Annotated in this window: 14 protein-coding genes; all 14 read left to right on the top strand. The window is 70.3% G+C overall.

From position 1 onward, the window contains the following. Nucleotides 1–55 precede the first annotated feature (55 nt). Nucleotides 56–1,084, top strand: a complete 1,029-nt coding sequence (locus ACFWYS_RS22145) for an NAD-dependent epimerase/dehydratase family protein (protein WP_384771487.1) — start codon at nt 56–58, stop codon at nt 1,082–1,084. An 83-nt stretch (nt 1,085–1,167) separates the two neighbouring features. Further along, nucleotides 1,168–1,857, top strand: a complete 690-nt coding sequence (locus ACFWYS_RS22140) for a class I SAM-dependent methyltransferase (protein WP_384771484.1) — start codon at nt 1,168–1,170, stop codon at nt 1,855–1,857. 36 nt (nt 1,858–1,893) lie between these two features. Then, on the top strand, nt 1,894–2,565 hold the full coding sequence (locus ACFWYS_RS22135; RefSeq protein ID WP_384771481.1) for a phytanoyl-CoA dioxygenase family protein: 672 nt from the start codon (nt 1,894–1,896) through the stop codon (nt 2,563–2,565). 58 nt (nt 2,566–2,623) lie between these two features. After that, nucleotides 2,624–3,916 carry a nucleotide disphospho-sugar-binding domain-containing protein gene (locus ACFWYS_RS22130; protein ID WP_384771478.1) on the top strand — a complete coding sequence of 431 codons (1,293 nt, stop codon included), beginning with the start codon at nt 2,624–2,626 and terminating at the stop codon, nt 3,914–3,916. Beyond that, entirely contained in the window at nt 3,913–4,926 is a 1,014-nt protein-coding gene (locus ACFWYS_RS22125) for an SDR family NAD(P)-dependent oxidoreductase (protein WP_384771475.1), read from the top strand. The genes ACFWYS_RS22130 and ACFWYS_RS22125 overlap by 4 nt, the downstream gene beginning before the upstream one ends. Then, nucleotides 4,923–5,639, top strand: coding sequence for a methyltransferase domain-containing protein (locus ACFWYS_RS22120; RefSeq protein WP_384771473.1), 717 nt, complete (start codon nt 4,923–4,925; stop codon nt 5,637–5,639). Before ACFWYS_RS22125 ends, ACFWYS_RS22120 begins: the two co-directional genes overlap by 4 nt. A 1-nt stretch (nt 5,640) precedes the next feature. Beyond that, nucleotides 5,641–6,372, top strand: a complete 732-nt coding sequence (locus tag ACFWYS_RS22115; RefSeq protein WP_384771470.1) for an FkbM family methyltransferase — start codon at nt 5,641–5,643, stop codon at nt 6,370–6,372. Further along, nucleotides 6,369–7,310 (top strand): phytanoyl-CoA dioxygenase family protein, encoded by a 942-nt coding sequence (locus tag ACFWYS_RS22110; protein ID WP_384771468.1) that lies wholly within the window; start codon nt 6,369–6,371, stop codon nt 7,308–7,310. Before ACFWYS_RS22115 ends, ACFWYS_RS22110 begins: the two co-directional genes overlap by 4 nt. Then, complete coding sequence (locus ACFWYS_RS22105) at nt 7,307–8,143, top strand: class I SAM-dependent methyltransferase (protein ID WP_384771465.1); 837 nt, start codon at nt 7,307–7,309, stop codon at nt 8,141–8,143. The genes ACFWYS_RS22110 and ACFWYS_RS22105 overlap by 4 nt, the downstream gene beginning before the upstream one ends. Further along, on the top strand, nt 8,140–9,330 hold the full coding sequence (locus ACFWYS_RS22100) for a twitch domain-containing radical SAM protein (protein WP_384771462.1): 1,191 nt from the start codon (nt 8,140–8,142) through the stop codon (nt 9,328–9,330). The genes ACFWYS_RS22105 and ACFWYS_RS22100 overlap by 4 nt, the downstream gene beginning before the upstream one ends. Further along, a complete protein-coding gene (locus ACFWYS_RS22095; protein ID WP_384771459.1) occupies nt 9,327–10,298 on the top strand; it encodes an ATP-binding cassette domain-containing protein in 972 nt (323 codons plus the stop codon). Before ACFWYS_RS22100 ends, ACFWYS_RS22095 begins: the two co-directional genes overlap by 4 nt. Next, on the top strand, nt 10,295–11,092 hold the full coding sequence (locus ACFWYS_RS22090) for an ABC transporter permease (protein ID WP_384771457.1): 798 nt from the start codon (nt 10,295–10,297) through the stop codon (nt 11,090–11,092). Before ACFWYS_RS22095 ends, ACFWYS_RS22090 begins: the two co-directional genes overlap by 4 nt. Then, on the top strand, nt 11,089–12,093 hold the full coding sequence (locus ACFWYS_RS22085; protein WP_384771454.1) for a thiamine pyrophosphate-dependent dehydrogenase E1 component subunit alpha: 1,005 nt from the start codon (nt 11,089–11,091) through the stop codon (nt 12,091–12,093). The genes ACFWYS_RS22090 and ACFWYS_RS22085 overlap by 4 nt, the downstream gene beginning before the upstream one ends. Next, nucleotides 12,093–13,055: an alpha-ketoacid dehydrogenase subunit beta gene (locus ACFWYS_RS22080; protein WP_384771451.1), complete on the top strand. Its 963-nt coding sequence runs from the start codon at nt 12,093–12,095 to the stop codon at nt 13,053–13,055. The genes ACFWYS_RS22085 and ACFWYS_RS22080 overlap by 1 nt, the downstream gene beginning before the upstream one ends. Nucleotides 13,056–13,081: the final 26 nt, after the last annotated feature.

Below are 13,081 nucleotides of genomic sequence, written 5' to 3'. Positions count from 1 at the left end.
CGATATTCCCCTTCGCTGACGAAATTCCATTTCGCGTTATTTTCCAGGAGACTTGATGGCGCACTGTCTGGTGACCGGCGGAGCCGGCTTCATCGGCTCGCATGTGGCGGAGGCTCTGCTCAGTCGCGGGCACCGGGTATCGGTCCTCGACGACCTCAGCGGCGGCAGCGCCGAACGTGTTCCCGACGGTGCGGAGTTGTTCACCGGGTCGGTGACCGATGTGGAACTGGTCGACAAGCTCTTCGCCGAGCAGCGATTCGACCAGGTCTTCCACTTCGCGGCGTTCGCGGCGGAGGCGATCAGCCACTCCGTGAAGAGCCTCAATTACGGCACCAACGTGATGGGCAGCGTGAACCTCGTCAACGCGGCGCTGCGGACCGGTGTCTCGTTCTTCTGTTTCGCATCCTCGGTCGCGGTGTACGGGCACGGCGAGACTCCGATGCGGGAGTCGTCGATCCCGGTGCCGGCCGACAGTTACGGCAACGCGAAACTCACGGTCGAGCGCGAGCTGGAAACGACGATGCGGACCCAGGGCCTGCGCTTCACCGCATTCCGTATGCACAACGTGTACGGCGAATGGCAGAACATGCGCGACCCCTATCGCAACGCGGTCGCCATCTTCTTCAACCAGATCCTGCGCGGTGAGCCGATCTCGGTCTACGGCGACGGCGGTCAGGTGCGCGCCTTCAGTTATGTGAAGGACATCGTGGACGTCATCGTCCGCGCCCCCGAGACGAAGCAGGCCTGGGGCCGGGCCTTCAACGTCGGCTCGTCCCGCACCAACACGGTGCTGGAACTGGCTCAGGCCGTGCGCCAGGCGGCCGGTGTCCCCGGCCATCCCATCGCGCACCTGCCCGCCCGGGACGAGGTGATGGTCGCCTACACCGCCACCGACGAGGCCCGCGAGGTCTTCGGTGACTGGGCGGACACCCCGCTCGCGGACGGGCTGGCCCGGACCGCCGCGTGGGCCGCTTCCGTCGGCCCCGCCGAACTGCGCTCCTCCTTCGAGATCGAGATCGGCGGAGAGCGCGTCCCGGAGTGGGCGCAGTGCGTGGCCGACCGGCTGAGCGCCGCCGACCGGTGATCCCCGGCCCAGGCCGGTCTCGTTCCAGAGCGCAGTGACAGTGGAGGTAAGGCACAGTGAACGATCTTGAGATTCAGCGTCGGGTGCGTGAGCTCGAACCGTGGGTGGGCGACTTCGTCTACAACGGGGTCCGGTACGCCACCGCCTCCACGCGCGACTACCTGCTGAGCCACCCGCCGCAGGACCGGGCCGACGCGTTCTTCGCGGCGTTCCCGAAGGCCAAGCGCGTCCTGGAGCTCGGCGCGCTCGAAGGCGCGGACACGCTGGCACTGGCGGGGCAGCCCGGCGTCGACATCCTCGCCCTGGAGGGCCGCGAGGAGAACCTGCGCCGCGCCGAGTTCGTCATGGAGGTGCACGGGGTCACCAACGTGGAGCTCCGGCTCGCCGACGTGGAGGCGATGGAGTACGCCGAACTCGGCCACTTCGACGCCACGTTGTGCGCCGGCCTCCTCTACCACGTGCAGCGGCCCTGGGAACTGCTCGCCGACATCGGCTCCGTCTCCGACTGCCTCTACCTCTCCACCCACTACTGGGGCAGCTCGGAAGGGCTGACCGAGGTCGACGGCTACGCGTTCCACCCCGTCCGCGAAGACCACCCCGAGCCCCAGGCCCGTGGCCTCAGCGTCGATGTGCGCTGGCTGGACCGGCCGTCGCTGATGCGCGCCCTGGAGCGGGCGGGCTTCACCGACGTCGAGGTCCTCCAGGAGCGGGTCACGCCGGAGGTCTGCAACATCGTCACGGCCTGCCGCAAGGCCGGCGTGCCCCGCTCGTGACGCTGCCAGGACGAGGCGAAAGGAGTGGATGAATCCATGACCACGGTGACACCCGACCGGACCGCGGCGATCGAGCAGTTCCGACGGGACGGCTTCGCGAACGCGGGTCCGGTTCTCGCCCCGGACGCGATCGCTCGTCTCAAGGCCGGCGCCGAACGGCTCATCGCCCGCTTCACCGACGAGGGCCTGCGCTCCGACGACTACTGGAACTTCCCCGTCGAGGGCGACGAGCGTCCCGTCCTCTACCGCGTGCACAACCTGGAGAAGCAGGACTGGGCCCCGGAACGGGACCTGTTGCACCGCGAGGAACTGGCGGAGCTCGCCGCCGCGTTCGTGGACGGGCCGGTCGTGCCCACCGCCTACGCACTCGTCCTCAAGGAGCCGTACCGGGCCGCGGAGGTGCCCTGGCACCGGGACCGCGTCAACGTCGGCCCGCGCACGGTCTGCAATCTGAGCATCTGCCTGGACGAGGCGGGACCGGAGAACGGATGCCTGGTGGCGGTCCCGGGATCGCAACTGCTCCCCGACGACGCCGAGGTGGCGCAGGTGCGCGCCGCCGGACCCGTGGTTCCGGTGCCGTCGAAGCAGGGCGATGTGATGGTGCACGACGTCCGGCTCGTCCACGGTTCGGGCCCCAACAGCAACGGCTCATGGCGGCGGACCGTCGTCATCGAGTACGCCGACCCGGCCGCACCGCCGGCGCCCTGAAAGCGCTGCGCCGCCGAGCGCCGGGAATGATCGAACGGCAGGTCAGGGAGTCTTTCGGATGAGGATTATGTTCACCGCCTCGAACTGGGCGGGACATTACATGTGCATGGTGCCCCTGGCCTGGGCGCTGCGCGGTGCGGGGCACGAGGTCCGGGTGGCGTGCTCGCCGTCGCAGGAACGCGGAGTCGCCTCGACCGGCCTGATGCCGGTCCCGGTGCTCGACGGGCCGGACATGATGGAAAGCGCCCGGCTGGCGTTCTATGTGCAGGCCATGTACACACCGCCGCAGGCGGGTCCGCGGCCGCTGCCGCTGCACCCGTTCACCGGGCGGCCGATGGAGTCGCTCAACGACTTCGACGCCGGCGAACTGCGCGACTTCTGGAAGAAGTCGATCGAAGCGGTGCAGCGCAGCTATGACAACGCGGTGAGCTTCGGCGAACACTGGAAGCCCGACCTGGTGGTGCACGACATCATGGCCGTCGAGGGCGCACTGGTCGCCGCGCTGAGGGGCGTACCGAGTGTCTACGCCTCTCCCGGGTTCATCGGGACCGTGGAGACCGAGCCGGGCCTCGACCTGGTCTCGGCGGACCCGCTGTCGTGCTTCGAGAAGTACGGCGTCGAATGGGGCCGCGACCGGATCGAGTACGCCGTGGACCCCTCGCCGGATGTGGCGGTGCCGCCGCTGGGCGGCGCGCTGCGGCTGCCCATGCGATACGTGCCCTACAACGGCGCACAGGGCGTGGACCCGTGGCAGTTGGGACCGGTCCGCGGCAAACGCGTGTGCATCGTCTGGGGCAATTCGGCATCGGGCGTCTTCGGCGCCAACGTACCGGCGCTGCGCCATGCCGTCGACGCGGCGGTGCAGCAGGGCGCGGAGGTGGTGCTCACGGCACCGGCGGAACAGGTGGAGCAGCTGGGAACCCTGCCGGCCGGCGTCCGCGTGCTGCGCAACTGCCCGGTGGAACTCATCCTCCCGCACTGCGACCTGCTGGTTCATCACGGCAGCGCCAACTGCTACATGAACGGCATCGTGGCGGGGATCCCGCAGCTCGCGCTCGCCCTCAACTACGACACGCTGATCTGCGGCCGCCGTATCGATCCCGCCGGCGCCACCTTGACCCTCTCCGGCCTGGACACCACCGCCGAGAAGGTCGATGAGGCGCTGCGCAAGACGCTGTTCGACCACCGCTACCGCCAGGCGGCGGAGAAACTCCGCGACGGCGTCGAGCGGGCGCCTTCGCCCGCCGTGGTCGCCGGGCTGCTGACCCGCCTCGCGGCGGAGGGCGGGCTGACGGCGCAGGACGTCGCCGAGGCCATGGACAACAACACCGAGGCCCGGAGGGTCGCGTGACAGTCGGTCTGAAGAAGGGACAGCGGGCCGTGGTCACCGGGGGAGCCGGGTTCATCGGCTCCCACCTGTGCGAACGGCTCATCGAGCTGGGTCTGTCGGTGACCTGCGTGGACAACCTGTCGACCGGCAGGACCGCGAACGTCGAGGCGCTGGCGGACGAGGAGCGGTTCACGCTGCTGCGGGCCGACGTGACCGAGCCGTTCTCCGTCGAGGGGCCGGTCCACCACGTCGTCCACCTGGCGTCGCCGGCGTCCCCCCTGGACTATCTGGCGCTGCCGCTGGAGACACTGCGGGTCGGCTCGGCCGGCACCGAGAACGCGCTGCGGCTGGCGCTGGAGCACGGCGCCCGCTTCGTGGTCGCCTCCACCTCGGAGATCTACGGCGATCCCGCGGAGCACCCGCAGTCCGAGAGCTACTGGGGCAACGTCAACCCGATCGGTCCGCGTTCGGTGTACGACGAGGCCAAACGGTTCACCGAGGCGCTGACCGCCGCCTACGCGCGCACGCTCGGCGCGGACACCGGCATCGCCCGCCTGTTCAACTCCTACGGGCCGCGGATGCGCCGCGACGACGGGCGGGTGGTGCCGACCTTCATCGACCAGGCGCTCGCCGGATCGCCGCTCACCATCAACGGGACCGGTGAGCAGACCCGGTCGCTGTGCTACGTCGAGGACACGGTGCGGGGCCTGATGGCCCTGATGGACTCCTCCTTCCCGGGCCCGGTCAACATCGGCGCGACCGGTGAGATGACCGTGCGCGAGATCGCGGAAGCGATCGCCGGACACGCGGGGGTGGAGCTGCGGACCGAGTTCCGCGCGCCCGCGGAGGACGAGCCCGGCCGACGCTGCCCCGACATCGAGACCGCCAGGACGAAGCTGGGCTGGAAGCCCGAGGTGCCCCTGGCCGAAGGGCTCAAGCGCACCCTGCTCTGGTGGGAGAGCGCCTACCCGCAAGACACGGCCCGCGACGGCGTGAATGGTTCCAGCGAGATCAGGAGTGGAGCGGCATGACAAGCGAGACACCGGCGGGCAAGGGGGTGCGCATGCCCAGGAGCGTCGAGGACCTCAACGTGGTCTGGGAATGGGACGACCCCGAGGGAATGCAGGTGCGGCTGGCGGGCTACCAGCCGCGTGACGAGTATCTGCGCGACCGTGCCGGGCGGATCGACCAGATAGCCGGGGCGCTGTCCCTGGACCCGGGCACCGATCTGTTCGAGATCGGCAGCGGCGAGGGCGTCATGGCCCGCGAGCTGGCGCCCAGGGTCAACAGCCTGCTGTGCGCGGACGTCAGCCGGTCCTTCCTGGACAAGGCCCGCGCCACCTGTGAGGGGGCGCCGAACGTCGCCTTCCACCACATCGAGAACGACTATCTGGCCGGACTTGAGGACGCCTCGTTCGACGCCGGATTCGCGCTCAATGTGTTCATCCACCTGAACGCCTTCGAGGTCTACCTCTATCTGCGCGAGATCCGGCGGGTGCTGCGGCCCGGCGGCCGATTCCTCTTCAACTACCTCGACTTCGGCGACGTCACCCGGCCGCAGTTCCACGAGTACGTCAAGAGCTACCCCGGGGCCCACCCGGTCGCCGTGAAGGGATTCATGTCCTGGCTCGGCACCGACGTGATCCACAAGCTCGCGGCGGAGGCCGGGCTGACACCGGTCCCCGGGTCACTGGACGACCACGGCGGCGTCTGCTTCCTCACCCTGCGCAGGGAATCGGACTGAGATGGCTTCCGAGGTGCCCGTTCCCCAGCTCAACGACTGGTACGACCAGTTGACCGTCGAGATCATCGAGCGCGTCTGCGCCCCGGACTCCGGCTGTCTGGACATCGGTGCCGGAGGCGGCGAGATCCTCACGCACATGCGCCGGGCCGCCCCGCAGGGCCGGCACCTCGCGTTCGAGCCGTTGCCGTACTACGCCGACCAACTGCGCCGCGACTTCCCCGATGTCACGGTCTGGCAGGCCGCCGCGGCCGCCGCCAACGGCCGGGACAGCTTCGTCCACGTGGTCTCCAACCCCGGTTACAGCGGCCTGCGCCGCCGTCCGTACGACCGCGCCGACGAAACCCTGGAAGAGATCGTGGTGGACACGGTACGGCTGGACGACGTCGTCCCCGAGGACACCCGCGTCGATCTGGTGAAGGTGGATGTGGAGGGGGGTGAGGTGGGCGCCCTGCGCGGGGCCGCGGAGCTGCTGCGCCGGCAGTCCCCCGTCGTGGTCTTCGAACACGGCGGCGACCACGCGATGCGCGACTACGGCACCACCAGCGACGAACTGTGGGCACTGCTGGTCGACGACCTCGGCTACACGCTGTACACCCTGCCGGGCTGGCTGGCGGCGGAACCGGGACTCGACCGGGCCGCCCTGGCAGCCGAGTTGCGCACGCAGTGGTACTTCGTCGCCGACCGTGCGTCCCTGTCCGCCCGTTCCCCCCGAGGAGATGAGCATCCGTCATGACCGATACAACTGCCCCCTCCCTCACCTCCCTCGCGGTCCCCGAATGCCATATCCGGGAGACCGGCCTGCTCCCCGAGCACATCACCGCGTTCCGGCGGCAGGGTGTGCTGGCCGTGCGCGGCCTGCTGAGCCCCGCCGAACTGGAGTCGGTGCAGGAGGCGGCGGCCGGCCTGATCGACGACGCCTGGCGCACCCGGTCCCTGCACGACACCATCTGGACGCTGGAGCCCGACGACCCCGACGCGGCCCCGGTCCGTATCGAGTACGTCGTGGACAAGTCCCCGGTGATGGCCCGGCTGGCGGGCCATCCGCTGCTGCTGCAGGCCATGGAGGCCCTGGTCGGACCGAACCTGATCCCGACCTGGGACAGCATGGTGTTCAAGACCACCGCGGGCGCGCCCCGGCTGGCCTGGCACCGCGACGGCCAGATGTACTCCGACCCGGTCGCGGTCACCGGCGGCGGCCGTGTCATCGACGTCGGCGTCTACCTGGACCCCGCCCCCGAGGACAACTGCGTCTGGGCCATCCCGCAGTCCAACTACTGGCCGGACGAGCAGATCACCGAGACCGCCGAGCGGCTCAACGCCACCGAGTGGGACGCGACCGGGGCCGTCCCGGCCGTGATGAACCCGGGCGACGCCCTGCTGCACAACATCCTGACGCTGCACGGTGCTCCGGCGGTGGTGGGCAAGCAGCGCAGGGTCGTCTACTACGAGTACCGGCCCGGCGAGGTGGAGCGCCACATCGGCCCGCACGTGCCCGAGTACGTGGGGCTCAAGCAGCAGGTGCTGCGCTCCTGCCTGGAGCAGCGGGCCGCGTCCGGGGCACACCAGGACGAGGAGCCCTTCGAGTACCGCCCGGTGGAGCAGTACCGGCTGTGGGACGAGTCCCCGGCGATCTCCGGACTGCGGTTCCCGCACGAGGAGTACTGGCGGTGACGAACCTGCTGAACCGTCTGCCACTGGTGGGTGCGCTGGCCCCGGCGATGACGCGCTCGGGCGGTGCGCCCACCGCGGAGGAGGTCATCGCCGAGCGTTACCGGGAGCGGACCGATCCGCGTCCCGGCGACTGGGCCTACGCCCATCTGCTCGACCTGCGCCTGGCGCTGGCCGAGCAGCTCGCCGGGGCGACGGGTCGCTGGCTCGACTTCGGTGCGGGCACCTCGCCGTACCGCGATCTGCTCCCCGGCGCCCGGCTGGAGACCGCCGAGATGCGCGGTGGCGAGGACCTGACGGCGGATCACGAACTCGACGAGGACGGGCTGTCCGGCCTTCCCGACGGCTCGTTCGACGGTGTGCTCTCCACCCAGGTCCTGGAGCATGTGACGGACCCGGACACGCACCTGCGAGAGGCGCTGCGGCTGCTGCGGCCGGGCGGCCGGCTGGTGCTCTCCACGCACGGGGTCTGGGAGGAGCACGGCGGCCAGGACCTGTGGCGCTGGACCGCCGACGGACTCGCGGCCCAGGCCGAGCGGTCCGGGTTCACCGTGGACCGCGCGGTCAAGCTCACCTGCGGACCCCGTGGTCTGCTGCTCCTGCTGCGCTACCACGGCCGGCAGCACGGCTGGCCGGCGGGCGGTCCGGTGGGCCTGCTGCTGCGGACCCTGACCCTGGCCGACCGGCTGCGCCCGCGCCTCGTCGACGACTACCTCGACAGGGTCTTCGCCGACCGGGGCCGCGTCGAGGGCCCGACCGAGCCGTTCTACCTGGACATCCTGCTGACCGCCACCAAGCCGGGCGTACCGGAGAAGCCGGAGAGGCACGCGACATGACCGAGCACCCGCCGAGCCCCACCATGTGTGTGCTGCCGTGGATCCACCAGTGCGCCTCCATCGACGGTGTCTACGGCCGCTGCTGTGTGGACGACTCCATGTACCACAACGAGCTGTACGAATCCGTGGACGAGCCGGTCTTCAAGCTCAACGAGGACGCGATCGGCTGTGCGCCCCACTCCCGCTACGCGCGCGACAATCCCGACGAGGTGCGGGGGCTGACCGAGGCGTTCAACAGCCCCAACATGCGTCGGACCCGGCTGGCGATGCTCGCCGGCGAGCGGGTGTCCGCGTGCGACTACTGCTACCACCGCGAGGACCGGGGCGCGACCTCCTACCGGCAGAGCATCAACGAGCGGTTCGCCGACACCGTGGACTTCGCCGATCTGGCCGAACGCACCGCTCCCGACGGCTCGTTCGACGCGTTCCCGTTCTTCCTCGACATCCGGTTCGGCAACACCTGCAACCTGCGCTGCGTGATGTGCGCCTACCCGGTCAGCTCCGGCTGGGGTGCGAAGAAGCGGCCGCCGTGGTCGTCCGCGGTGATCGACCCCTACCGGGAGGACGAGGAGCTGTGGGCGACGCTGCGCGAGAACGCCCACCTCATCAGGCGGCTGTACTTCGCGGGCGGCGAGCCGTTCATGCAGCCCGGCCACTTCGCGATGCTGGACCTGCTGATCGAGACCGGCAACGCGGGCAACGTCGACATCGTCTACAACTCCAACCTCACGGTGCTGCCGGAGAAGATCTTCGATCGCTTCCCGCACTTCAAGAGCATCGGGATCGGCGCGTCCTGCGACGGGGTCGGCGAGGTCTTCGAGCTCATTCGCCAGCCCGCGAAGTGGGACGTCTTCGTCGCGAACGTACGCCGCGCCAAGACCGAGGTGAACCTGTGGCTCCAGGTCGCACCGCAGCGGCTGAACCTGTGGGGGCTGCGGGACCTGCTGCACTTCGCCCGCGAGGAGGGCCTCGACGCGGACCTGGCCAATGTCGTGCAGTGGCCCGACGACCTGTCGGTGGCCAATCTCCCGGACGAGGAGAAGCGTCGGGCGACCGTCGAGCTCACCGAACTCGCCGAGTGGTGCGACGGCCTGGACTGGACCAAGCCCGCCGGACACCTGCGGGCACTGACCGCGTTCATGAACGCCGCCGACCCGTCCGAACTGGTCGCGGAAGGAGGAGTATGAGCGGGTCGGCGAACGCCGCCCTGGTCGCCGAGGGCCTGCGCAAGACCTACGGGTCCGAGACCGCGCTGGACGGGTTCGACCTCGTCGTGCCCGAGGGCACCGTGTGCGCCCTGCTCGGTCCCAACGGCGCGGGCAAGACCACCGCCGTACGCATCCTGAGCACCCTGCTCAAGCCCGACGGCGGCCGTGCCGTGGTGGCCGGCCACGATGTGACCCGCGCACCCGCCGAGGTGCGCCGGAGCATCGGGGTCACCGGCCAGTACCCGGCGGTCGAGGAGATCCTGACCGGCCGCGAGAACCTGGAGATGTGGGGCCGCCTCTACCACGTGGGCCGCAAGGAGGCGCGGCGCCGTACGGCCGAACTGCTGGAGCTGTTCGACCTGACCGAGGCCGCCGACAAGCGGCTCAAGCACTACTCGGGCGGTATGCGGCGCAGGCTCGACCTGGCCGCCGGATTCTTCACCGTTCCCAAGGTGCTCTTCCTCGACGAGCCCACCACCGGCCTCGACCCGCGCAATCGCAACGAGGTCTGGAAGATGGTCCGTTCGATGGTCGAGCAGGGCACGACCGTGCTGCTCACCACGCAGTACCTGGAGGAGGCCGACCGGCTCGCCGACCAGATCTCCGTGATCGACGCTGGACGCGGGGTCGTCGAGGGTACCCCCGAGACCCTGAAGTCCCTCGTCGGCGGCGACCGGATCGTGGTGACCCTGGCGGCCACCGCGGACCTGTCGGCCGCCGCGTCGCAGGTCGCCCGCTTCACGGGGACCGAGCCCGAGGTGGACACCGAGGCCCGCCGCATCGACGCGCCGGTACGGGACCGGGTCGGGGACCTCGTGGAGATCGTGCAGACGCTGCGCGGACAGGGCCACGGCGTGGCCGACGTGTCGCTGCGCCGCCCGACGCTGGACGACGTGTTCCTGCACGCGACCAACCGTTCCAGCCGTAGGAAGGAGCCGGTCGGATGACGGCCTTGCTGGGAAGGGCCCGGTGGGCCCTCGCCGACGGCTGGGTGGTCGGCCGCGCCAACATGATCAACTGGCGCCGCAATCCCGGGCTGATCTTCTACTGCATGATGTTCCCGATCATGACGGTGGTCTTCGGGTACGTGTTCGGCAGTGCCATGTCGGTGGCGGGCGGCGGGGACTACCGCGAGTTCCTGATGCCGGGGCTGTTCGGACAGGCGATGATGTTCGGCGTCGTGACGAGCATGCTGGCCGTCACCAGCGCGGTCTCCAGGGGCGTGACCGACCGGTTCCGCTCGATGCCGATGGCGCAGTCGGGCGTCGCGCTGGGCCGCAGCTTCGCCGACATGTTCAGCTCGCTGATCGAGCTGACGATCCTCCTCGGATGCGGACTGCTGGTCGGCTGGCGCTGGCACGAGGGCCCCGGCAAGGCGCTGGCGGCGCTCGGACTGCTGTTGCTGTGGCGCTACTCGCTGATCTGGGTCGGGATCTACCTGGGGCTGCTGCTGCCCCCGGAGGCCGCAGGCGCGGCGTATGTGCCGCTGCTGCCCTTGACGATGCTGGCGAACACGTTCGTCTCGCCGGAGAAGATGCCCGGCTGGCTGGGCCACATCGCGGAGTGGAACCCGCTGTCGTCGACGGTGTCCGCCTGCCGGGAACTGTTCGGCAATCCGGGCGTCACCGGCGGCTCGTGGGTCGCCGAGCACGCGATCGGGCTGGCCTTCGCCTGGCCCGCGGTACTGCTGCTGCTCTTCGTCCCCCTGTCGGTGCGCCGCTACCGGACGCTCAGCCGATGACCAAAGGAGAGGTGAAACCGGCGATGAACGCCGAGTCGCGCGCCGTCCGGCTCTACCGGACCATGCGCCTGATCAGGGAATTCGAGGAACGCTGCCTGGCGATGTCGCTCTCCGGAGAGATCGTCGGCGGCATCCACCCGTACATCGGCCAGGAGGCGGTCGCCGCCGGGGTCTGCGCGGCGCTCACCAAGGATGACGTCGTCACCAGCACCCACCGGGGCCATGGCCACGTCCTCGCCAAGGGAGCCGACCCGAAGCGGATGCTGGCCGAGCTGTGCGGCACGACCGCCGGCCTGAACCGGGGCCGGGGCGGCTCGATGCACGCCGCCGACGTCGGCCTCGGCGTCTACGGCGCGAACGGCATCGTGGGCGCGGGTGCGCCCATCGCCGCCGGTGCGGCCTGGACGTTCCAGCGGCACGGCGACGGCCGGGTGGCGGTGGCCTTCTTCGGCGACGGCGCGCTCAGCCAGGGCGTGGTGCTGGAGGCTTTCAACCTGGCGGCCCTGTGGCAGCTGCCGGTGGTGTTCGTCTGTGAGAACAACGGCTACGCGACCAGCCTGCCGTTGAACCGGTCGCTGGCCGGCGACCCGGTGGAACGGGCGGCCGGGTTCGGCCTGACGGCGCGCTCGGTGGACGGAATGGACGCCGACGCCACCGCCGACGCGGCCGCCGAGGCCGTCGAACGCTGCCGCGAGGGCGGCGGCCCGACGTTCCTGGACTGCCGGACCTACCGGTTCAACGGCCACCACTCCTTCGAGGAGCAGTTCGGGCTGAACTACCGCGACGCCGCCGAGGTCGACGACTGGCGTACACGCGACCCGCTCCGGACCCAGAGCACCCGCGTGGACGGTACGACGGCACACGCCATCGACGCCGAGATCACCACGCTGGTCGACGAGGCCGTGGAGTTCGCCCGCGCGGGCCGGGCCCCCGAACCCGACGAGGCGCTGCACCACCTGTACGCCGACGGCACGACAGCACGGCCCGGAGTGATGATCTGATGGCTGCACTTGCGTACATCACCGCGCTGAACCAGGCGCTCCACGACGAGATGGCGCGGGACGACCGCGTCTGCCTCTTCGGCGAGGACGTGCGGATCGGCCTCACCCAGGTCGCGGGCGGCCTGCACGACCGCTTCGGCGACGGCCGCGTCGTCGACACACCGCTGTCGGAGCAGGCCTTCACCAGCCTGGCCACCGGCGCGGCGATGGCGGGGCAGCGACCGGTCGTGGAGTACCAGATCCCGTCGCTGCTGTATCTGGTGTTCGAGCAGATCGCCAACCAGGCGCACAAGTTCTCGCTGATGACCGGCGGGCAGGTGGAGGTCCCGGTCACCTATCTGGTGCCGGGCTCGGGTTCCCGGTCGGGCATGGCCGGCCAGCACTCCGACCATCCCTACAGCCTGTTCGCGCACGTCGGCATCAAGACGGTGCTGCCCGCCACCGCCTCGGACGCCTACGGCCTGCTCCTGTCGGCCGTCCGCGACCCGGACCCGGTGGCCGTCTTCGCGCCGAGCGCGCTGATGGGGACGGTCGAGGAGGTGTCCGGCGACCTCGGCCCGGTGCCGCTCGGGAAGGCCCGGATCCATCGCCCGGGCGAGGACGTCACCGTCGTCGCCACGGGGCAGTTCGTCCATGTCGCCCTGGCGGTCGCGGAGGCGATGGCGGACGAGGCGTCGATCGAGGTGCTGGATCCGCGCGCCATCTACCCGGTGGACTGGGACACGATCCGGGGATCGGTGGCGAAGACCGGGCGGCTGGTCGTGATCGACGACGCCAACCGGATGTGCGGGTTCGGCGCCGAGGTGCTGGCCACCGCGGCGGAGCAGTTCGATCTGGTGGCCCCGCCCAAGCGGGTGACCCGGCCGGACGGCGCGGTCATCCCCTACGCGCTCGTGCTCGACCAGGCGTTGCTGCCGAACGCGACCCAGCTGACCGATGCGATCCGCGCCGTTCTGAAGTGACGCGGCCCTGATGCGAACGGGAGAGA

The sequence above is a fragment of the Streptomyces sp. NPDC059010 genome, assembly GCF_042740355.1.
Lineage (GTDB): Bacteria > Actinomycetota > Actinomycetes > Streptomycetales > Streptomycetaceae > Streptomyces.
The sequence above is the reverse complement of the archived record's forward strand: the minus strand, read 5'-3'. Positions and strand labels throughout refer to the sequence as shown.